Source organism: Massilia atriviolacea (assembly GCF_003953935.1).
Taxonomy (GTDB): domain Bacteria; phylum Pseudomonadota; class Gammaproteobacteria; order Burkholderiales; family Burkholderiaceae_D; genus Telluria_A; species Telluria_A atriviolacea.
In genome coordinates this window covers 484,468-505,109 of sequence record NZ_RXLQ01000004.1, presented here as the reverse complement: position 1 = coordinate 505,109, position 20,642 = coordinate 484,468, and the positions used below count along the sequence as shown (strand labels likewise).

The 20,642-nt window shown below is 67.0% G+C and carries 15 protein-coding genes; 4 read left to right on the top strand and 11 right to left on the bottom strand.

The genetic code is table 11. The features are described 5' to 3' along the window. The first annotated feature begins 77 nt into the window (after positions 1–77). The 3 genes from EJB06_RS10295 to EJB06_RS10285 are packed head-to-tail and all read left to right on the top strand — an operon-like array spanning position 78 to position 6,961. Positions 78–4,784: an NAD-glutamate dehydrogenase domain-containing protein gene (locus EJB06_RS10295; protein WP_126073905.1), complete on the top strand. Its 4,707-nt coding sequence runs from the start codon at positions 78–80 to the stop codon at positions 4,782–4,784. Continuing rightward, complete coding sequence (locus tag EJB06_RS10290) at positions 4,785–5,804, top strand: succinylglutamate desuccinylase (protein ID WP_126073904.1); 1,020 nt, start codon at positions 4,785–4,787, stop codon at positions 5,802–5,804. A gap of 56 nt (positions 5,805–5,860) precedes the next feature. After that, the gene (locus EJB06_RS10285) at positions 5,861–6,961 is read left to right on the top strand and encodes an NADH:flavin oxidoreductase/NADH oxidase (RefSeq protein ID WP_126073903.1); all 1,101 of its coding nucleotides are present in this window, start codon (positions 5,861–5,863) and stop codon (positions 6,959–6,961) included. Positions 6,962–6,986: 25 nt separating this feature from the next. Here EJB06_RS10285 and EJB06_RS10280 read toward each other — a convergent pair whose 3' ends face one another. Beyond that, positions 6,987–8,183, bottom strand: coding sequence for a globin domain-containing protein (locus EJB06_RS10280; protein WP_126073902.1), 1,197 nt, complete (start codon positions 8,181–8,183; stop codon positions 6,987–6,989). Positions 8,184–8,270: 87 nt separating this feature from the next. Then, positions 8,271–8,735 (bottom strand): RrF2 family transcriptional regulator, encoded by a 465-nt coding sequence (locus EJB06_RS10275; protein ID WP_126073901.1) that lies wholly within the window; start codon positions 8,733–8,735, stop codon positions 8,271–8,273. A gap of 222 nt (positions 8,736–8,957) precedes the next feature. On the opposite strand from EJB06_RS10275, the gene EJB06_RS10270 reads away from it, so the two are divergent. Continuing rightward, positions 8,958–10,430, top strand: coding sequence for an APC family permease (locus EJB06_RS10270; RefSeq protein WP_126073900.1), 1,473 nt, complete (start codon positions 8,958–8,960; stop codon positions 10,428–10,430). 58 nt (positions 10,431–10,488) lie between these two features. Here the strand turns inward: EJB06_RS10270 and EJB06_RS10265 are convergent, their stop codons facing one another. From EJB06_RS10265 to EJB06_RS10225, 9 genes are all read right to left on the bottom strand, one after another. Then, the gene (locus EJB06_RS10265; RefSeq protein ID WP_126073899.1) at positions 10,489–11,511 is read right to left on the bottom strand and encodes a phospholipase C/P1 nuclease family protein; all 1,023 of its coding nucleotides are present in this window, start codon (positions 11,509–11,511) and stop codon (positions 10,489–10,491) included. 91 nt (positions 11,512–11,602) lie between these two features. After that, positions 11,603–12,139 (bottom strand): hypothetical protein, encoded by a 537-nt coding sequence (locus EJB06_RS10260; protein WP_126073898.1) that lies wholly within the window; start codon positions 12,137–12,139, stop codon positions 11,603–11,605. Then, a complete protein-coding gene (locus EJB06_RS10255) occupies positions 12,136–13,488 on the bottom strand; it encodes a peptidylprolyl isomerase (protein ID WP_126073897.1) in 1,353 nt (450 codons plus the stop codon). The genes EJB06_RS10260 and EJB06_RS10255 overlap by 4 nt, the downstream gene beginning before the upstream one ends. A gap of 14 nt (positions 13,489–13,502) precedes the next feature. Further along, positions 13,503–13,889 (bottom strand): hypothetical protein, encoded by a 387-nt coding sequence (locus EJB06_RS10250; protein ID WP_126073896.1) that lies wholly within the window; start codon positions 13,887–13,889, stop codon positions 13,503–13,505. 741 nt (positions 13,890–14,630) lie between these two features. Further along, positions 14,631–16,184, bottom strand: a complete 1,554-nt coding sequence (gene nagZ / locus EJB06_RS10245; protein WP_126073895.1) for a beta-N-acetylhexosaminidase — start codon at positions 16,182–16,184, stop codon at positions 14,631–14,633. Positions 16,185–16,216: 32 nt separating this feature from the next. After that, positions 16,217–17,188 (bottom strand): phytanoyl-CoA dioxygenase family protein, encoded by a 972-nt coding sequence (locus tag EJB06_RS10240; RefSeq protein WP_126073894.1) that lies wholly within the window; start codon positions 17,186–17,188, stop codon positions 16,217–16,219. After that, positions 17,185–17,811 (bottom strand): GNAT family N-acetyltransferase, encoded by a 627-nt coding sequence (locus tag EJB06_RS10235; protein WP_229427002.1) that lies wholly within the window; start codon positions 17,809–17,811, stop codon positions 17,185–17,187. Before EJB06_RS10235 ends, EJB06_RS10240 begins: the two co-directional genes overlap by 4 nt. Further along, the gene (locus tag EJB06_RS32475) at positions 17,801–19,267 is read right to left on the bottom strand and encodes a glycosyltransferase (RefSeq protein ID WP_126073892.1); all 1,467 of its coding nucleotides are present in this window, start codon (positions 19,265–19,267) and stop codon (positions 17,801–17,803) included. The genes EJB06_RS10235 and EJB06_RS32475 overlap by 11 nt, the downstream gene beginning before the upstream one ends. A gap of 26 nt (positions 19,268–19,293) precedes the next feature. Then, entirely contained in the window at positions 19,294–20,511 is a 1,218-nt protein-coding gene (locus EJB06_RS10225; RefSeq protein ID WP_126073891.1) for an MFS transporter, read from the bottom strand. Between the last annotated feature and the right edge of the window lie 131 nt (positions 20,512–20,642).

Sequence of the window (20,642 nt, the reverse complement as noted above, 5' to 3'; positions counted from 1 at the left end):
TCTGCAAATCGCGAAAGCGCCGTCACAAGCTGGCGCCGGAACGATGGAATACAACCAAAAGCAACGGAGAAGCAAAGATGAAACAGATGCCACAAGATTTGCGTAAACAGACGCTGGACCTGATCAATGCGAGCCAGCCTGCCGACGGCGGCCAGGTAACGGCGCTGATCGGCGCCTGGCTCGGTTCGCTCGACGACGAAGACCTCGCGGGCACGTCGCCGGATAGCCTGGCGCCGGTCCTGCGCGACGGCTTTACGCAAGCAGCGCAGCGCACCGCCGCCGGCTGCCAGATCGCGCAGCTGCGCTACTCCGACGGCCGCGGCGCGCAAGCGACCGCCCTGCTGGTCATCAACGATGACATGCCTTACCTGGTCGACTCCATCGTCATGGCGATGCGCAAGCAGCGCGTGGCGGTCAACGGCGTGATGAACGCCGTGCTGGCCGTACGCCGCGACGCCAGCGGCAATGCGGTCGCTGTCGGCGAAGCCGGCGCACCGCTCGAATCCGTGGTCCTGTGCCTGCTGGCCGAAGACCTGGGCGCCGACGAACTGGCCGCGCTGGTCGCCAAGCTGCAGATGGTGGCGCGCGACGCCGCCGTGGTGCGGCGCGACTCGGTCGCCATGGGCGACCGCCTGACCGCCGTCGCTGCGGCCGCCGCCGCCAACGGCACCGACGGCCAGGAAGTGGCCGCTTTCCTGGAATGGGCCAAGAACGAAGGCTTCGAGCCGTTCGGCTACGCCTACTACGTCGTCAAGGCCGGCGAGCGCGAACTCGAACGCGACATCCCGAGCCGCATCGGCGTGCTGCAGGATACCGCGCATCCGGTCTACGGCACCTGCCTGGCGAATATCCCGGGCGACTTCGATACCCTGTCCAAGCGCCCTGACGCGCTGTCGATCGTCAAGGCCGACGTCGAAGGCACCCTGCACCGCGACCAGCCGCTCGACTTCATCGGCGTGCGCGACACCGACGCACAGGGCAATATCCGTGGCGAGCACTGTTTTGTGGGCCTGTTCACCCGCGCCGCCACTTCCACCCCGCTGGCGCGCCTGCCGTTCGCGCGCGGCCGCGTGGCCAAGGTCCTGAGCCTGGCCGGCGTGCGCCAGGAAGGCTTCCGCGCCGAGAAATTCCTCGAAATCCTCGAATCGCTGCCGCGCACCGAAGCGCTGGAAGCCGATCCGGAATGGCTGTCGCAGGTATGCAGCTCGGTCGTGTCGCTGTACAAGCAGCCGCGCGCCAAGGTGTTTGCGCGGCGCGACGTCTACGCGCGCCACCTGAACGTGCTGGTCTACATGCCGCGCGAGCGTTACAGCGCCAGCGTGGCCGCCAGCCTGGCCCACGCCCTGAAAGAAAGCTCGGGCGCGACCGAGGTGCGCTCGCAAACTCTGGTGGCCGACGGCCCGCTGGCCCGCGTGTACCTGATCGCCCACGCCGCGCGCAATCCGCTCGACCTCGAAACCGATATCCAGCAGCCGCTCCTGTCGGTGCTCGACGGCTGGCACGACAAGTTCGCCGCCCTGACCGACAATGTGTTCGACGTGCCGACCCGTAGCACCCTGCGCAAGCTGTGCTCGACCCTGCCGGTCAACTACGTCAGCGCCACCGCGCCGGCGGTGGCCTTCCGCGACCTGAACGCCATCCTGCACAACGGCCACGCCGGCCGCGTGTCGGTGCGCGTGGAGCTGGACGATGCCGGCAGCGCCACCATCCGCCTGTACTCGGTGGACGGCGTGCCGTCGCTGTCGCGCATCCTGCCGGCGCTGCATAACGCCGGCGTCGCCATCGACCGCGAACAGACCTACGCCATCGCGGTCGCCGACGGCAGCCGCCATTTCGTCACCAGCCTGGCGGTCGACGCCGACAGCGCGGCCAAGCTGGCCAAGCCGAACGTCGTGACCGTGGCGCAGGAACTGTTTGCCTCGCTGTTCAACAACGAAGCCGAAGACGGCCGCATGAACGGCCTGGTGATCGAAGGCGGCTTGCGCATGCGCGAAGTGCAGCTGATCCGCGCCTACATCAGCTACTGGCGCCAGACCGGCAGCAAATTCTCGGTGCGCTACATGGCCGACACCCTGCGCCGCCAGCCCGCGCTGGTCAAGGAACTGGTCGAAGGTTTCGTCCAGCGTTTCGATCCGTCGGTGCCGGAAGAGCAGCGCCTGGCCGCGGCCGAGCGCATCGCCGCCATCAAGACGCGCCTGGCGACCGTCAACCACGCCGACACCGAGGAAATCGTCGCCGCCCTGGTCGACCTGATCCTGGCCACCGTGCGCACCAACTACTTCCAGAACGGGCAGCAAGGCGACAAGATCATCTTCAAGTTCGACACCAGCAGCCTGGCGCTGGTACCGGAACCGCGTCCGTACCGCGAGATCTACGTGTTCTCGCGCCGCTTCGAAGGCGTGCACCTGCGCGGCGGCCCTGTGGCCCGTGGCGGCTTGCGCTGGTCGGACCGCATGGAAGACTACCGCACCGAAGTGCTGGGCCTGGTCAAGGCGCAGATGGTCAAGAACGCGGTCATCGTGCCGGCCGGTTCCAAGGGCGGTTTCGTCTGCAAGCAGATGCCGAAGGACGCCGTGCGCGAAACCATCGCCGCCGAAGGCGAAGCAGTCTACCGCCTGTTCATTTCCAGCCTGCTGGAAGTGACCGACAACCGCGTGCGCGGCGCCATCGTGCCCCCAAGCGACACCGTGCGCTACGACCAGGACGATCCGTACCTGGTGGTGGCCGCCGACAAGGGCACCGCGACGTTCTCGGACATCGCCAACAGCATCGCCGTCAAGCGCGGCTTCTGGCTGGGCGACGCCTTTGCCTCGGGCGGCTCGAACGGTTACGACCACAAGAAAATGGGCATCACCGCCAAGGGCGCGTTCGAAGCGGTCAAGCGCCACTTCTACGAGATGGACCACGACATGAACACCACCCCGATCACCATGGTCGGCGTGGGCGACATGTCGGGCGACGTGTTCGGCAACGGCGTGCTGCTGTCGCGCCAGCTCAAAGTGCTGGCCGCGTTCGACCACCGCCACATTTTCCTCGACCCGACCCCGGACGTCGTCACCTCGTACGCCGAGCGCGCACGCATGTTCGCGCTGCCACGCTCGTCGTGGGACGACTACAACAAGGACCTGATCTCGGCTGGCGGCGGCGTGTTCCCGCGCAGCGCCCGTTCGATCGAGCTGTCGCCGCAAGTGCGCGCCGCGCTCGACATCGCCGAGACCGTGCTGCCGCCTGAAGAACTGATGCACCGCATCCTGATGGCGCCGGTGGACCTGTTCTACAACGGCGGTATCGGTACCTACATCAAGGCCTCGACCGAAACCCACGCGCAGGTCAAGGACCGCGCCAACGACAATATCCGCGTCGACGGCAACCAGCTGCGCTGCAAGGTCGTCTCCGAAGGCGGCAACCTGGGCGCGACCCAGAACGGCCGCATCGAATTCGCCCTGGCCGGCGGCCGCATCTTCACCGATGCGATCGACAACTCGGCCGGCGTGGATTGCTCGGACCATGAAGTGAACGTCAAGATCTGGCTCGACACCGAAGTCAATGCCGGCGAACTGCCTGAAGCGGACCGCAACCGCATCCTCAACGAGATGACCCTCGACATCGAAGACCTGGTCCTGCGCGACAATACCCTGCAAACCCACCTGCTGGTGCGCGAAGTGCAGGCCCAGGCCGATCCGGCAGTGGTCGACGGCTACGCCGCGCTGATCGCCAGCCTGGAGGCGGAAGGCGCGCTCTCGCGCGAACTGGAACAGCTGCCCACCGACGCCGAACTGCAGCGCCGCAAGGCGCTGGGCGCGGGCCTGACCGCACCGGAACTGGCGGTGGTGATCGCCAACGTCAAGAACCGCTTCAAGCGCCTGCTGTCCGCACTGCCGCTGACGGACGAAAGCTGGGCCGAGTCGGTGCTCAAGCCTTACTTCCCGGCGCAACTGGTCGCCACCCGCAATGCGCTGGCGCATCCGCTGGCCAACGCCATCCTGGCGACCGTGCTGGCCAACGAGTCGGTCAACCGCTGCGGTCCGCTGATGATCCGCGACCTCGCCACCGCCCACCAGGTCGACGAGACCGAGGTGGTCAAGGCCTGGGGCCAGTCGTGGTCCGCGCTGCACCTGGCGCCGATCTTCGCCGCGCTCGACGCCGATGCACTCAAGGTGCCGCGCGCCGTGTCGATCAAGGTCGATGCGCGCACCCGCGTGCTGTTCAAGGCGATCGTCGAAGGCGTGCTGTCGGTACCGGGCGAGCACCAGCGCGCGGGCGGCATGGAAGAACTCTCGCGCCTGTTCTCGCAGCCGGAGATGCTCAAGCAGCTGATGCCGGCAACGGCCGACGCCGACGCTTTCGTCTCCCTGCCTGCCTCGTTCACGCAAGCCTGGAAAGCGGTCGACGCGATCGAAGCGGTGGCCACCTTCCTGTTCGCGGCGGTGTCGGTCAACCGTCCTGCGGGCATGAGCCTGGCGCAATTCCTGCAGGTGGGGATGGCGCTGCGCGGCCAGGCCGGCATCGATACCCTGGAGCGTGGCCTCAAGCTGGCGCCGCACAGCAAATCGCAGGAACAGCTGCGCAACTATGCGATGCAAGCCTTGCGCCGCACCCAGCAACGCCTGCTGCAGCAAGTGCTGGCCCGTTCCGGCAACGGCGGCGACACCCTGGAAGCGGTGGAAGTGGTCACCAACGGCATGGGCTTGTCGGGCTATGCGCCGGCCACCGACCTGGAACAGGCGATGCTGGACGTATGGGCCTTGTCCGAGGCGACCAACACGGCGCCGGTGGCGGCGTAAATGACCGCCTACGTTCCACCAACGGCAAACGGGGGCGCGCAAGCGCTTCCCGCCGCCGTGCGGGCGCTGGCCGGCGCCGACTTCACGGTGCTGGCCAAGCGCTTCCTTGATGCCGGTTTTGCGGTGGCGCAGCCGGCGCCCGGCATCGTGACGATCAAGTCCGGCCAGGCGCCCGCCTGCGCCAGCGTGATCGTCTCGGTCGGCGTGCATGGCGACGAGACCGGGCCGATCGAAGTGCTGGCCTACGTGCTCGACGCGCTGTCGCAGGACCCGGACGCGCTGGCGGTGGACCTGATGGTCTGCGTCGGCAATATCGACGCGATTTCCGCCGGCAAGCGCTTCATCGATGCGGACCTGAACCGGATGTTCCGTCCGGTGCGCGGTAGCCTGGCCGGCGCGGCGGAAGCGGCGCGCGCCGACACCATGATCGCCGCCACCGTGGACTTCTTCGAGGGCGCCGGGCCGGACCGCTGGCATCTCGACCTGCACACGGCGATCCGGCCGTCGGTGTATCCGACCTTTGCCATCGTGCCGGAGCTGATTGCGGAAGAAGGCAAATGCGCGCTGATCGCCTGGCTCGGCCAGGCGGCCATCGGCGCCATCGTCATGAATCCGCAGTCGGCGGGAACGTACAGCTACTATTCGGCCGAGCATCACGGGGCGGCGGCAAGCACCGTGGAACTGGGCCGGGTCGGCACCCTGGGCCAGAACGACCTGAGCCTGTTCGCGGACGTCGGCAGCGCGCTCGACGACCTGCTGCGCGGCGCCAGTCCGGCCGGGCCCAAGGTGGCGTCGCATGTGTTCGCGGTGGCGCAGGAAATCATCAAGCACAGCGACGGCTTCAAGATGGCCTTCGACCGCAGCACCCAGAACTTCACCGCGCTCAGGCAAGGGCAGGTCATCGCCACCGATGGCGACATCGTGTACGCCGTCAAGCATCCGGAGGAACTGGTAGTATTCCCGAACCCGGATGTGCGCGTCGGTCTGCGCGCCGGATTGATGGTGGTGCGGACGCAGTAGCCGGGATGCCGGCGGCATGCCCCGTACCGTTTTTTACACGCGTTACAGGGCCTGCCATGAGTACCTTGTTCACACCTTTCAGCATGGGGCCGCTCACGCTGGCCAACCGCATCGCCATCGCGCCGATGTGCCAGTATTGCGCCGATGAAGGCATGGCCGGCGACTGGCACATGATCCACCTGGGCCACCTGGCCTTGTCCGGGGCGGCCATCCTGTTCCTGGAGGCGAGCGCCGTCTCGCCCGAAGGACGCATTTCTCCCAAAGATCTCGGTATCTGGTCGGACGGCCATGCCGCCGCACTGGCGCCGATCGTGGCCGCCATGCGCCGCCACGCGCCGATCCGCCTGGCGATCCAGCTTGCGCACGCGGGGCGCAAGGCGTCTTCCATGGTGCCGTGGGAAGGCGGCGCCAACATCGCCGTCGGCGAGGGCGGCTGGCAGACCGTGGCGCCGTCGGCGCTGCCGCATGCGGAAGGCGACACGGTGCCGCTGGCGCTCGACGACGACGGCCTGGCGCGCATCCGCGACGCCTTCGTGGCGGCCGCCGTGCGCAGCCATGCGCTGGGGCTGGACGCGATCGAACTGCACGCCGCGCACGGCTACCTGCTGCACCAGTTCCTGTCGCCGCTGTCGAACCGGCGCGAGGACCAGTACGGCGGGTCGCTGGAGAACCGCATGCGCTATCCGCTGGAGGTGTTCGCGGCGGTGCGCGAGGCGGTGCCGGCCAGCATGGCCGTGGGAGTGCGCATCTCGGCCACCGACTGGGTCGAGGGCGGCTGGGACATCGAGCAGAGCGTGCGTTTTTCGCAGGAACTGAGCGCCGCCGGCGCCGACTTCATTCATGTCTCGAGCGGCGGCATTTCGCCGGCCCAGCAGATTGCGCTGGGGCCGTCCTACCAGATCGGCTTCGCCTCCCGCATCCGCGAGGCGACCGGCATGCCGACCATCGGCGTGGGCCTGATCACCGAGGCGCGGCAGGCCGAAGACATCGTCGCGCGCGGCGACGCCGACGTGGTGGCGCTGGCGCGCGCCATGCTGTTCGATCCGCGCTGGCCGTGGCATGCGGCGGCGCAGCTGGGCGCCAGGGTCGACGCGCCGCCCCAGTACTGGCGCTCGCAGCCGCGCCAGTACAAGGACCTGTTCGGGCCGGCGGCGTAAGGCGGCGGCCTGCCTGCCAGGCCGCCTACAGCAGATGGTCCAGCATGTCCGGACCGAACACCTCGCGGTGCAGGCGCGCGACCGGCACGCCGGCGCCGAGCAGCGCCAGCCATTGCGCCTGCATGAAGGGCAGCGGCCCGCACATATACACCTCGGCCTCGGAGCGCGGCCAGGACGGCATGCGCGAGACCTCCATGCGCCCGCCCAGCACCGCCTCGTCGTGAGCGCTCACTTGCTCGTAGAAGGTGGCCACCTGCAGATGCGGCATGCGCGCACGCGCGGCGGCCAGGTCGGCCCGGTGCGCATGGTGCTGCGCGTCGCGGGCGGCGTGGGCGAAGATCACGCGCCGTTCCGGATGGACTTGGGCGATGCGCTTGAGGGCCGCGATCATCGGCGTGATGCCGACTCCGGCCGAGATCAGCACCAGCGCTTCCCCGGACTCGGTATCTGGCGCAAAATCGCCGAACGGCGGCGAGACCTGCAGCACGCTGCCCACCCGCACCTGGTCGTGAATCCAGTTCGACACTTCCCCCGCCGGGGTGGCGGCGCCGGCCGGCTCGCGCTTGACCGAGATGCGCAGGCTGTCGGGCTGGGTCGTGTCGGACAGGCTGTACTGGCGGATCTGGCGCCGGCCGTCGGCAAAATCGACCTGCACGCTCAGGTACTGGCCGGGCTTGCCGGACGCCAGCGGCGCGCCGTCCATGGCCGCCAGGCGGATCGACACCACGTCCGCGCTTTCCTGCGTCACCTCGGTCACGCGCAGGGCGCGGCGCTGGCCCTGGGCGATGCCGGCCCCGGCGTACAGAGCGCGCTCGGCCTCGATGAACAGCGCGGCCAGCGAGCGGTAGGCCTCGTCCCAGGCCGCCATCAGCGGCGCCGTGGCGGCCTCGCCCAGGGTGCTGGCGATGGCGCCGAGCAGGTGGCGGCCGACGATGGGGTAGTGCTCTTCGCGAATCCCCACCGACACATGCTTGTGGACGATGCGTTCGATCACCGGCGCCAGCGCGCCCGGGTCGCCGATGTTGGCGGCGTAGGCGAACACGGCCGAGGCGAGCGACTGTTGCTGGGCGCCGTTGGCCTGGTTGCCCATATTGAACAGCATGGTCAGCTCCGGATGCTCGGCGAACATATTGCGGTAAAACGTGGTGGTGATGGCCACGCCGTGCGCGCGCAGGACCGGAACGCTGGCGTCGATGTAGGGGCGGGAAACGGCAGAAATCATACAATCCTTTCAATATCTTGCATGTAAAATGCAACTTTAACGTCGTAAAAAAGGCGCGTGTCGACGCGCCCGTGCCAATCGCGGTGCTCAGGCAGCCGTGCCGCCGCCCTGGTCGAGGAACATCCTGTGCATGCGCACGATCTTCTCGCCCGTGTTGCCTTGGGTGATATGGGCCAGGGTGACCTGGTCCATGGCCCCGTAAAACGCTTCCATGCCGGTCCTCAGGGCGGCGCGCAGCTGGCAGTCGCCGCTCAGGCGGCAGCCTGTGCCTTCGCAGTCGACCAGTTCGTTGTCGCCTTCGAGCTCGCGCAGCACCGTCCCGATCGAGAGGGTGGCGGCATCGGCGGCCAGGCGCAGGCCGCCGTTGCGCCCCCGGGTCGCGCAGACCCAGCCGGCGCGCGCCAGGTGGCCCACCACCTTGACCAGATGGTTGACCGGCAGCTCGAACTGGGCTGCCACTTCGGCCACCGTGACCGGGACGCGGCGCTCGCCGGCGCGCGCCAGGTAGATCAGGACGCGCAAGCCAATATCGGTAAAACGGGTCAGGTGCATGCGCCACTCCGGATGAGAACGAATTCATTCTAGCAAATATGCATAGAAAATGCATCTTTAAAAATCGGACAAGGCGGGAAACGTTGCGAACGTGCCGAGGCAGGGGTCTTGCCGGTCCGGCAAGCCGCGTTTTTCGCGCGCAAAAGATGTGTATAAGTAAATGGGAATAGCCCCTATAATCGCTGCTGCCATTCATCTAGCGCGACAAAAAGGGACGAATCCGTGAATCAAACTCTGGGCCAGAAGCTGTTCCGCATCAAACCTGCCGTCGGCAAAACAGACCCCCAACCCGGGCATGCAGGAACCGGCCTGGCGCGCAGCATGGGATTGTTCCCGCTGACCATGATCGGCGTCGGCGCCACCATCGGCACCGGCATCTTTTTCACCATGGTCGAGGCGGTGCCCAAGGCCGGGCCCTCGGTCGTGCTGTCCTTCCTGCTGGCCGCGCTGACCGCCGGCCTGACCGCGCTGTGCTACGCCGAACTGTCGTTCCGCATTCCGGCCTCCGGCTCGTCCTACTCCTTCGCCTACGCCACCGTGGGCGAATTTGCCGCCTTCATCATGGCCGCCTGCCTGCTGCTCGAATATGGGCTGGCGGCCAGCGCCACCGCGATCGGCTGGTCGGCCTACCTGAATAACTTCCTCACCAATGCGATCGGCTGGCAGATTCCCGAGATACTGCGAACGCCGATGTTCGTCTCCGGCGAGCATGGGATGGAAATCCGCGCCGGGCACATCAACCTGCCGCCGATTCTGCTGGTGATCATGTGCGGCTTGCTGCTGATCCGCGGCACCAAGGAATCGGCCACCACCAACGCCATCATGGTGCTGGTCAAGCTGGCGATCCTGGTGTTTTTCATCGTGATCGCGTTTTCCGGCTTCGACATCAACAACTTCACGCCCTTCTTCAACACCGACAACAGCAAGGGCTTCGCCAACATGGCCGGCGTGACGGCGGCGGCGGGCACGGTGTTCTTCTCGTTTATTGGCCTGGACACGGTCGCCACCGCCGGCGAAGAAGTGCGCAACCCGACCCGCAACGTGCCGATCGGCATCCTGTCGGCGCTCGGCATCGTCACCGTGTTCTACATGCTGGTGGCGGTGGCCGCGCTCGGCGCCCAGCCGGCCAGGATGTTCGCCGGCCAGGAAGCGGGCCTCGCGGTGATCCTGCAAAACGTCACGGGCCAGGCCTGGCCGGCCCTGGTGCTGTCGGCCGGCGCCGTCATTTCGGTGTTCAGCGTGACCCTGGTGACGATCTACGGCCAGACCCGGATCCTGTACGCGATCAGCAAGGATGGCCTGATTCCGCAGACGTTCCAGAAAGTCAGCCCGCGCACCCAGTCGCCGGTCAGCAATACCGTGATCGTGTGCCTGGTGGTGGGGCTGGTGGCCGGCTTCGTCGACTCGACCTACCTGTGGGACATGGTCAGCATGGGTACGCTCACGGCCTTCATCGTGGTCTCGATCGCGGTTCCGGTGATGCGCAAGAAAATGGGCGAGTCGGCGACCAAGGGCTTCCGCGTGCCGTTCGGCCCGTACGTGGTGCCGGGCCTGAGCGTGGCCGCCTGTCTGTACATCATGAAGGATTTGTCGAAGACCACGTTTACCGTGTTCGCGATCTGGATGTGCGTGGCGGTGCTGACCTACTTCGCCTACAGCATCCGCCACTCGCGCCTGAACGACAGCGCGCCCTGACGGCCGGGCCCGTGTCCGTTTGTCAGACCTGACACCGGGGTGGACACGGGCTCTGCTGTTACTGGCCCAGCCGCACGGCCGCCCGGTCCAGCACGCGCACCACCATGGCAATGGCGTGCGGCACCATTTTTTTGGCCACGCCGCGCCGCAGCGCGTGATCGGTCGACGACATGACCGCCCCGCCATATTTATAGGAGTAGGTGCCGCCCTGCGTGAGCAGCGGCCGGATGTCGGTCGCCGTGGCGGCCAGCGGCGTGAAGTCGTTCAGCGCCGCCAGCACCAGCGCTCCATCGTTGAGCTTTTCGGTATCGTAGTAATCCTCGATCCAGCTTTCCCAACCGGAATGGTTGTGTCCGAGCACATTGAAGGTGTGGTGCGGCTGCAGCAGGTCGGTCGCGTGCAGGACGAAGCCGAGCGACTGCGCCGACGGCGCCTGCAGGAAGCGGCTCCAGAAGTGCTGCGCCAGGTTGTCGATCGGCTGGAACGGCATCTTTTCGTAATCCTGGTACATGCTGGCCGTCGAATAGCCGCCCTGGCGGTAGCGCGCTTCGGTGACGCCGAAGCTGTTGTACTTGCTGGTGTCGCCGAACCAGCCGCCCAGCCCGCCGGCGCCGTCGTCCAGGTAATCGCCCACCAGCCAGGTGGCGGCCAGCCTGTCGATGTCGCCCGGATTGCCGAGTTTGGCGTAGTGGTAGCCGCCGAAGTCGTTGCCGTGCACGTCGGCGCCGGCCGTGTGGTTCTGGAAGTGCCAGAACGAGGTGTAGCGCGCCAGCCCGGAACCGAGTCCCCACAGCGGCGCGCCCTGGCAGTTGCCGGTGGTGGCGCCGCAGAGGTAGGTGTCCTCGAAATAATCGACATCGTGCGCGCCCTGGCCGATGGCGGCGGCGAACTGCTCCATCGTATAGCCGGCCCGCGTCACGCCCGCGACCAGGCTGGCGTAGCGGGTCTGGTTCGGGTGCGCCTTCATGAACTCGACGGCGTCGAGCACGATGCGGCGGTGCGTTTCGGTATTCCAGGCCTTGGCGGGCATGCAGGCGAGCATGGCGAACGCCACAGGGGCGAGCTTGAACAGGTGCTTCATCGGGTCTCCGTTTTTTCTTGTCGTGATTGCGGGCAGCGCGGATGCGATGCCCGGCCGGCTTGCTGCATTGCGCGACTGCGTACTGTCGCGTTCATCTCCCCAGCGCGGGATGATCTTTCACCAGTTGCGCGCGCATGGCTTCGAGCCCGCGCGCCTTGTCCTCCGCCCTGGCGATCTTGTCGGCGGCGATGCCCATGGCGCGCCCGCGCGCGATGTCCTCGCGCAGGCGCGGCAGCTCCTCGTCCACCGCCTTGATGTAGGCCGCCAGCACCTGCGCGTTCCGGCGCGCTTCGAAGGCCTGGTAGGCGCCCGGGTCGGCCAGTTCCGCCGCCGTCGGACGCGTGGGCACGGCGCTGTCGCGCGCGATCGGCGGGGCGTCGGGGTCGCCGTGCAGGCGCGTTTGCGCCAGGCTGCGCGCGGCCGGTACCGCCGCGTCGGCGGCCCGCGCGGCCTGCCCGGCCGGGGGCCAGGCGTCCAGCCACGGGCGCGCGGCGGCCGGGGGCACGCTGGCATTGGCACTGGCGCTGACGGGCGCGGGCGCGGGACTGTGCGGCGCTTGCGGCCATGCCAGCCAGAGCGCGCCGGCCGCCGCCAGCACGCCGGCCAGGGTCAGCAGTAACGCTTTCATGGCGCGCCCGCCGCGCCGGCTGCCTTGGGCGTCGGCCAGGCCCTGGCGGCGCGCACCAGGGCCTGGCGCGCGCCGGCGAATTCGGCGCGGGCGCGCTCATGGGCGATGGCTTTGCGCGCCATGTAGCGCACGGTTTCCGACCCGGGCGGATAGAAGCCCTCGCGCCGCTGCTCGACCAGCAGAATGTCCCAGGTGGCCGGCGCGCCCGGTCCGACCGGCGCGCGGAACGGACTCGAAACCTTGCCGGCCGGCTGTTGCAGCGCCAGCGCCGCCAGCCAGTCCGGCGCATCGCTCTGCATCACCCAGCCCAGTTCGCCGCCACGCGGCGCGCTCGGGGCCAGCGAATGGCGCCGCGCCAGCAGGCCGAAGTCCTTGCCGGCCGCCAGCTCGGCCACGATGCGCTGCGCCAGCGCTTCGCTGCCGACCCGGATGTGGCGCGCCTTGACCCTGTCGGTGCGCCGGAACTGCTCCTTGTGGGCCTGGTAGAAGGCGCCGATCTCGGCCTGCGTGACCTGGCGCGCCAGCGCCGCTTGCAGCGGGCTGTGCGCTTCGGCGCCGTCGGCCAGGCCGTACAGTCGCATCGCTCCGCGCACCGTTTCCTGCTCGTCGAGCGCCTGGCGCAGGTCGGCCACGGCTGGCGCGCCGAAGCGGCGCGTGGCCCAGTCGAGCACGAACAGGCCGGCCACGCGCAGCCGTGCCTGGCGCACGATGAAGTCGTGGTTGCGGTTGAAGAACTCCATGCGGCCCTGCACGTTCTGGCGCCGGTAGATGTCCAGCAGGCTCAGGGTGACAGGCGCCGCGCCGCCCAGGCGATAGCGCAGCAGCGGGGTGCCGGCGGCCAGCGCGGCTTGCGCGGCGTCGATATCGTAGCCAAGGCGCAGCGCGCCCGGCGTGCCGAACAGGCGTTCGAGCGTGCCTGCGGCCAGCGGATACGCCGCCTCGATCGCGCCGTCCAGGGTGGCGCCGGGCAGGGCGCGCACGGCCGCGTCCAGTTCGCTCGCGTGCATGCTGCGCAGCAGGCCGACCAGGCGTTCGTCGACCATCACGCTCGGGGCGAAGCCGACCGTGCTGGCGGGATACAGCTGGGCCGCGCTGAAGCGGCTGCGCGACCAGCGCGCCTGCAGGCGGTCGGCCACGATGTCGGCCAGCACCGCCTCGGCCGATGGGCGGCCTGGCTGGTCGAGCGCCTGGTGCCGCAGGGCGCGCAAGGTCAGCGCGTGCACGGGCGCGCCGTCGAGCCAGGCCGCCGGCGCGGCATCGTCCGCTGGCGGGTTTGCGTGGGCGTGGCACAGGCTGCTTGCCAGGATCAGCAGGGCGGCCAGGCGGCGCGCTGTCGGGATGGTTTTCATGGCGGGCTTTCTTATCAGGCAAGGATGGCGACACGGTGGTCGCTGCGGTCGGTCAGGATGTCGAAGGGGGGGCCGTGGCGCGAGCTGAAGCGGCGGGGCGGCTCGCCATCGAAGCAGACGGCCCAGGTTTCGCCCACCGCCCGCTGCGGCTTTCTTGCCGGGCTGAAGAAGGTGTAGCGGATCCGGAAGGCGCGTGCGCGGGCGGTCTCGTTGGCGCAGGAAAAATCGAACAGGCCGAGCGGGGCGGAAGACGAGCGCACTTGCGCCAGTGTATCGACCAGGCTGGTGGCAAAGGCATGCGGCGGCCAATCCTTGCCGCGTTCGAGCGCGGCCAGCGAGCGGCCCGGCGCCAGGCTGCCGAGTGCTGCCATAAAATGACGACGCTTGATGCTGTCCGACATGGTGGCTCCTCCGTTGGATGGAGCAGCCAATGTAAGTGGCGTGTCGGTACAGCGTCTTGTCGGAATGCGACAGGCAATAGTGGAGTTACGCCAAAGCCGCCATCGGTAACCGATCCCTTATCGGCCTCTGTGGCGCTTGCGCGTCAGGGGGGCGAATTATGCCGCGCGGGTCAGACGCTTTTCCACGCCGGTGCCATGTCCACTTCAGTGCCAGGTCTGACAATCGGACACGGACTGTGCCGTGTGCGAGCGATGGATGGTTTCTATGGCACAGGCCGTGTCCGGATGTCAGACCTGACACCGGGGTGGACACGGAGTGGGCAGTTAGCCGTGTCCACTTCAGTGCCAGGTCTGACAATCGGACACGGACTGTGCCGTGTGCGAGCGATGGATGGTTTCTATGGCACAGGCCGTGTCCGGATGTCAGACCTGACACCGGGGTGGACACGGAGTGGGCAGTTAGCCGTGTCCACTTCAGTGCCAGGTCTGACAATCGGACACGGACTGTGCCGTGTGCGAGCGATGGATGGTTTCTATGGCACAGGCCGTGTCCGGATGTCAGACCTGACACCGGGGTGGACACGGAGTGGGCAGTTAGCCGTGTCCACTTCAGTGCCAGGTCTGACAATCGGACACGAACTCTGCCGTGTGCGAGCGATGGATGGCTTTTATGGCACAGGCCGTGTCCGGATGTCAGACCTGGCACCGGGGTGGACACGGAGTGGGCAGTTGCCGGGAGCGTCAGGCGGCGCTGACGAGGCGCTCGACTACCGGTTCCAGCGCGGCCGGACGGCAGCCGAAGGCGGCCAGGCGGCCTTGCGCCAGCGGCGCCAGGTCGAGGTCGTACGGCAGGCGGCCGGCGACCACCCACAGCTTGTCCACCGGCATGGCGGCCAGCAGGCGGCGCTGGCCTTCGACCAGCATCGCGTTGTAGGTCTGCACCACGATCTGCTGCGCACCGGCCGCAAAAGCGATCGCTTCGGCCACTTCGGCGTCCGAGGCGTCGGCCGACATCGCATACTCCTGCACGTCGAGCCCGGCCTGGCGCAGCGCCGGCAGCATCGAACTGCGCGCTTCGTTGTTGCGCCCGTTTGCCACTTCGTCCACCTCGCTGCGCGAACGCACCTCGACCGTGATCAGGCGCACCGGCAGCGCCCGGTCGAGCGGACGGAAATCGCCCTGCACCAGCAGCGCCGCTTTCTGTACTTTTTTGCTCAGTGCAATCGACTCGGCCGTCATCAGTCCGGCCGGCGTGGCCGCGCGCGCGCGCCAGTCGCCCACCGCCCGCGCCTGCTTCAGGCGGCGCACGCGCGCCAGCGCCGCGTCGATCCGCCCGCCATCGATGGTGCCGTCCGCCACGGCGCGCGCGACCGCTTCCAGGGCGGCGCGCTGCTGGTCTTCGCGGTGCGAGATCAGCACGATGTCGCAGCCGGCCTGCAAGGTCGCCACCGCGCCCGCCGCCACGCCGACGCCGTCGGCAATCGCGCCCATTTCCAGGCAGTCCGAAATGATCGCGCCCTGGTAGCCCATTTCCTCGCGCAGCAGGCCGCTCAGCACGGCCTTGGACAAGGTGGCCGGCACCGAGGGGTCGGCTTCGATCGCGGGGAAGGCCACGTGCGCGGTCATGATCACGTCGACGCCGCCCTCGATGGCGGCGCGGAACGGCACCAGCTCGACCGCGCGCAGGCGTGCCAGGTCGTGCGGTACCAGCGCCATCGTGTAGTGCGAGTCGACCGCGGTGTCGCCATGCCCGGGGAAATGCTTGGCGGTGACGATCACGCCGGCTTCCTGCTGGCCGCGCAAGGCCGCCATGCCGTAGCGCACCACGGTATCGGCATCCTCGCCATAGGCACGCACGCCGATGATCGGATTGAGGCGGTTGTTGTTCACATCGAGCACGGGCGCGAGCAGCATGTTGATGCCGATCTGGCGCATCTCGTCGCCGTTGATGAAGTTGACCTGCCGGCAATCCTCGACCGAGCCTGCCGCCTGGAATGCCATGGCGGCGGGAATCGGTGTCACGCCCTGTTCGATGCGCATCACCATGCCGCCTTCCTGGTCGAGGGCGATCAGCAAGGGTTGGTCGCTGACTTCGGCGTTGATTTCCTGCAGCTTCTGGCACAGCCGCGAGACTTGCGCCGGCGTGTGCACGTTGCGCCGGAACAGGATCACGCCGCCGATGCGGCGTTCCCGGATCAGGCTGATGATGTGCTCGTTCGGTTCCAGGGCGTCGAAGCCGACCATGAATAACTGCCCGATTGCGTGCCGCGCGTCCTGCTGTGTACTCGATTGCATCTTGTCGTTCCTTGTCTGTCCGTAAAAAGCGTTTATTCGGTATCCTGCCATGGGCGCAGGCCCAGCAGTTGTTCGCCCAGCGGGGATAATTGCGCCCGCGGGTATTTGGTCTGTTCCCATTTGCGCGGATCGCCGTGCAAGCTGTAGCCGGCCGGCGCTTCGCGCTCGCGCCAGGAGCGGATGCGCCATGCTTTCAATGCCGCGTCGTGCTCCTGGGCCGGCATCATCGAAATATACTGCGCCATCCGCACCTTGCTGGCCGAGACGTTCTGGCGGATGCCGTGGCACAGGCGGCTGTTGAAAATGAGCAGATCGCCCTTTTTCAATAACACCGGCACGTGCGGCAAGGCCGAGACATCCGGCCGGTACCAGTCCCAATCGGCCGGCTGGGTGGCGCGCCAGGCCGCGAAATCGCGGAACAGCGACGGCACGCAGACAAAACCGCCGACCTCGATATCGGTCTGGTCGCCGATCGAGAGCACCCCCTGCACATTCGGCGGCGCGGTGTCGGGGTCGTAATCCCAGTGCATGAAGCTCTTGAATTCGAATCCCGGCTCGGGCGGCAGGTTCAGGTTGATGCGGTCGATCGATACCCACAGCTTGTGCGTGCCCCAGATATCGGCAAAGGCCTGGTGCACCCGCGGCATCTGGCGCGTATCCCACAGATACTGGTGATGGTATAACTCTATCATCCCCGCATTGAAGCTCAGCTCTGTTTTTCGCAGGCGCGACTTTTCGGGCGGATACCAGGTCAGCGGGTCGTCCGGATCGAGTTCCTCGAATTCCCAGATCAGCTGTTCCAGGCGCGCCAGCTGTTCCGGCTCGACCGCGTTCGGAATGACGATATAGCCGTTATTGATCCAGAAGTCCCAATCCTGTTCCGACAGCACGCGCAGCGGCGCGCCGTCGGACCGGTCGTTCAGGCGCGCCGTGGCGGTGGACACGGTCGATTGATTGCGGGTGTCGACATGATGCTTGCCGATGGCCTCGATATGGGCGTTCATTGCGATCCTCCAGGTGGCAGCAGTTCCATGAAATGCAGACGGTCGAAAAACAGCTCGGCCGCGTAATCGAATACCGCGCGCGAGCGGAAACCCTTGTGCAGGTAGATGCCCATGGCGGCGCTGTTTTCCCACACGGTGAGCACGATGCGCGGGCTGCCTTTGCTGCGCGCCAGCGCCTCGATATGCGCCAGCAGGACATTGAGCAGGCCGCGCCCGCGGTCGCGCTCTTCCAGCGCCAGGCTGGAGACGAACAGATCGTCGGCGCGCGCGTGCAGGGCGATAAAGGCGTCGTAGGCGGCATCCATGGCGCGCATCTCGTCGCGGTAATAGGACACCGCATCGACCTTGCCGAATTCGGCGATGGTGGCGGCCGTGTAAAAACCGCTGAAGCGGCCGGCGGCGTCGAACAGGCCGTAGGAATGGGCGATATACGGATCGATATTCTGGCGCCGCTGCAAGGCCACCAGGGGCAGGCGCAGGCGATTGCCGAACGAGCAGTATTCGAGATAACTGGTCGCAAACAGCAGCGCCGCCATGCGCTCGCGCTGGGCATCGGCGATGCGCGGGCCGGGCACGAAGTGGTGCGTCTCGGGCTGCAAGCGGGCGTGCAATTCAGCGTTCATTGGCGTGGGCACCGTGCAGTCGTGTCGTGAGCAGGGCATGGACGCGCGCATCGCCGTGGCGGTCCGGCGCATCGTGTCCGCCCGTCGGGTGCCAGAAGTTCCCGCGCCGGATGCGGTCGGCATTGATCGCCATCAGATAGGCGCCGAACAGGTCGTTGACGCGGTCCAGGCGCGCGTCCTGCGACAGGAAGGAATAGTAGTGGCAGCCTTCGGGCGAGGCGCGCAGTTGCGCTGCGTAGGCCATGCGCGGCAGCTCGGTGGTGGACAGTAGCTCGGCGACGTCGGCCAGCTCGCGGATGTCGCCCAGGGTCCAGTTGCGCCGCTCCAGCGCCTCGAGGCAGCGCTCGTAGCTGGCCTGTTCCGCCGCCGTCAGCGGCACCGGCATGCCGCTCAGGGCGTCGACGCGCAGGCGCATGCCGTGCAGGCCGCTGACGATGGATTCCGGCGTGTCGTCATGCAGCACCCCGTGGCGCTTGGCCAGGTCGTGGTAGGCCGCCAGCGAGCGCCCGATCGTGTCGTGCCAGGCGCCGTAGGTGGCGTCGTGCAGGGTCGAGGCGTAGGCCGCGCCCTGCGCTTTATCGGGGACGTCCTGGTCGATGGCGGCGAGGTTGGCATCGATGCGCGCGATCAGCTGCGCAATCGAGGGCGTGGCCTTGCGCGCGACCAGCATCCCGTTTTCATCCTTGAACAGATTCATCCAGCAGACAAAGCTGGCATCGATCCGGCTGCCTTCCCGGTTGAGGGCAAAACCGACGTAATCGGGCACTTCCGGCTTGCACAGGAAGACGGTGGCGGAGCGATAGGGCAGGGTGTCGGCATCGAGATAGATGCCGCCGCAGCGGTGCAGGATCTGCAGCCTGAAATAATCGGCCAGGTTGACGAAGTAGCGCTGGCGGTGCAATTGCGCCAGCAGCGGGGCGATCGCGGGGCAGCGCTCGTAGGCCAGCGCTTCCAGCGAATGGACGGTCAGCAGGCGCGTTCCACACAGATAGGTGCCGACCACATGGCGCGCGGCCGGCGCGGGATGGAAGCAGGGGTCGTCGCGCAATTGGGCGCCATTCCAGACCCACAGCATCAGGCGATACGGGCCGGGGTCGAGCGGGCCGATCGCGTCGAGTGCGCAATCCCACTGGCGCACCGATTCGCGCGCCATGGCCGGCAGCGCTCCGCCGAGCCAGATGCGGTGCATGAGCATCTCGTCCGCGCCCAGCGGCTGGGTGGGAATGGCCAGCAGCGAGGAGACCCTGCGCGCATCGAACCGGCCGCCGTGGCGGCGCACGAGATGCCGCAGTTCGCGCAGATGGGTATAGTAGCCCGATTGCGCCGCCTGCAGGCGCGCCTGGGCATCGGCGCCGCCGTGCGCATCCTGGCGGCAAAACGCTTCCCACTGTTTGTACGCAAGGAATTCGGCCTTCAGATCCTTGATCCGCACTTCGTATTCCAGCTCGACATGCATGGTGGCCCCCGTTCCGTGTCCGCTTGCTATTCGGCCTGGGGCGATTGCGCCAGGGCCGTTTCCTGTCCATCGTGTTTGCTTGCAAAGCGCATCAGGCAGATGCCGATCAGCACGCCCAGAGGCACATTGAAAAGGGCGTACGACGCCAGCGAATAATCGAAACGGGCGCACACCAGGTTATAGATCTCGACGCCGGCGGCGATATACACGCAATACAGCAGGCTCATCGCGGACGAGGTGAGGTTCATCGAGACGCCGGTGGCGGTCAGCGACAGGCGGATCAGGGCGCCGTTGAACAGGCCGAAGCCGGCCGAGAAGATGAACATGCAGACGATGAACAGGTGCCCGTGGCGATAGACCAGTCCCGCGCCCAGCATGCCGATCACGGCCAGTCCCGCGCCCTGGCGAATCAGGCGCGTGAGCGAAAAGCCGTCGCCGAGTTTTTGAATCGCCATGGTGCTGAGGATGAATCCGGAGAAAATCACCAGCTGGTACAGGATATAGGTGCCGTAGGACTGGCCCATGTGTTCCATGATGATCAGCGGCGACAGGCCGATCCATGCCGTCAGCGGCGTGATGGACATGGCCGCGATCAAGATTCCGGACATAAATTTCTTGTTGCGCAAGATGGTCAGGTAACTGGCGCGGATCGCGGCCAGGTCGGCGCGCGGCTTGACGGCCTCGGTGCGCGGCATGAAGGTGAACAGGCCGAGCCAGGCGATGCAGCCAAGCACGAAGCCGATCCCGAAGATCGATTGCCACGGAAACATGCTGATGACGGCGCTGCCGACGACCGGGCCGATCAGGGGCGCGAAGACGGTGGTATTCGACAGCATGGCGGTCAGCTTGACGGCCTCGGCATCGTCGAACAGTTCGTGGATGGCGGCGTAGCCGATGAAGATGAAGCAGGAGCCCATGCCCTGGAAGAAACGGGCGGTGAGGAACTGGCCGATGGTGGCCGAGAAGGGTACGCATGCGGTCGCCACCAGATACAGGGTCACGCCGGCCAGCATCACCTTGCGCTTGCCGACGCGGTCGGCGATCGGTCCGAGAAAGATCTGCAGCATGCTGCCGCCCAGGATGAACAGGCTCAGCGACAGTCCGATATGCCGGTTGGACGCCTGGAACTCGCGCACGACCTGCGGCATGGCCGGCATGATCATATCGTTCGACAAGTAAACGGTCAGCTCATAGAGGATGAAAAACAGGGAAAAGTAGAGCAGATGCTGGCGTTTCTCGAACATATTTTCCACCTGTAAAAATTTTCCGATATTCCTACGGCCGAGTTCCAACCCCTACAACCGGGGTCAGAGCTTTAATTAGCAACAAACGCGTTTTGCGTCAAAACTCCTACAACCGGGGTCAGAGCTTTAAT

Bases quoted from the DNA above. Each gene is read 5' to 3' on its own strand.
- EJB06_RS10225 (WP_126073891.1), bottom strand. From the start codon at position 20,511: ATGTTCGAGAAACGCCAGCATCTGCTCTACTTTTCCCTGTTTTTCATC.
- EJB06_RS10250 (WP_126073896.1), bottom strand. From the start codon at position 13,889: ATGTCGGACAGCATCAAGCGTCGTCATTTTATGGCAGCACTCGGCAGC.
- EJB06_RS10265 (WP_126073899.1), bottom strand. From the start codon at position 11,511: ATGAAGCACCTGTTCAAGCTCGCCCCTGTGGCGTTCGCCATGCTCGCC.
- EJB06_RS10285 (WP_126073903.1), top strand. From the start codon at position 5,861: ATGAGTACCTTGTTCACACCTTTCAGCATGGGGCCGCTCACGCTGGCC.
- EJB06_RS10260 (WP_126073898.1), bottom strand. From the start codon at position 12,139: ATGAAAGCGTTACTGCTGACCCTGGCCGGCGTGCTGGCGGCGGCCGGC.
- EJB06_RS10275 (WP_126073901.1), bottom strand. From the start codon at position 8,735: ATGCACCTGACCCGTTTTACCGATATTGGCTTGCGCGTCCTGATCTAC.
- EJB06_RS10280 (WP_126073902.1), bottom strand. From the start codon at position 8,183: ATGATTTCTGCCGTTTCCCGCCCCTACATCGACGCCAGCGTTCCGGTC.
- nagZ (WP_126073895.1), bottom strand. From the start codon at position 16,184: ATGCAATCGAGTACACAGCAGGACGCGCGGCACGCAATCGGGCAGTTA.
- EJB06_RS10255 (WP_126073897.1), bottom strand. From the start codon at position 13,488: ATGAAAACCATCCCGACAGCGCGCCGCCTGGCCGCCCTGCTGATCCTG.
- EJB06_RS10235 (WP_229427002.1), bottom strand. From the start codon at position 17,811: ATGAACGCTGAATTGCACGCCCGCTTGCAGCCCGAGACGCACCACTTC.
- EJB06_RS32475 (WP_126073892.1), bottom strand. From the start codon at position 19,267: ATGCATGTCGAGCTGGAATACGAAGTGCGGATCAAGGATCTGAAGGCC.
- EJB06_RS10240 (WP_126073894.1), bottom strand. From the start codon at position 17,188: ATGAACGCCCATATCGAGGCCATCGGCAAGCATCATGTCGACACCCGC.
- EJB06_RS10295 (WP_126073905.1), top strand. From the start codon at position 78: ATGAAACAGATGCCACAAGATTTGCGTAAACAGACGCTGGACCTGATC.
- EJB06_RS10290 (WP_126073904.1), top strand. From the start codon at position 4,785: ATGACCGCCTACGTTCCACCAACGGCAAACGGGGGCGCGCAAGCGCTT.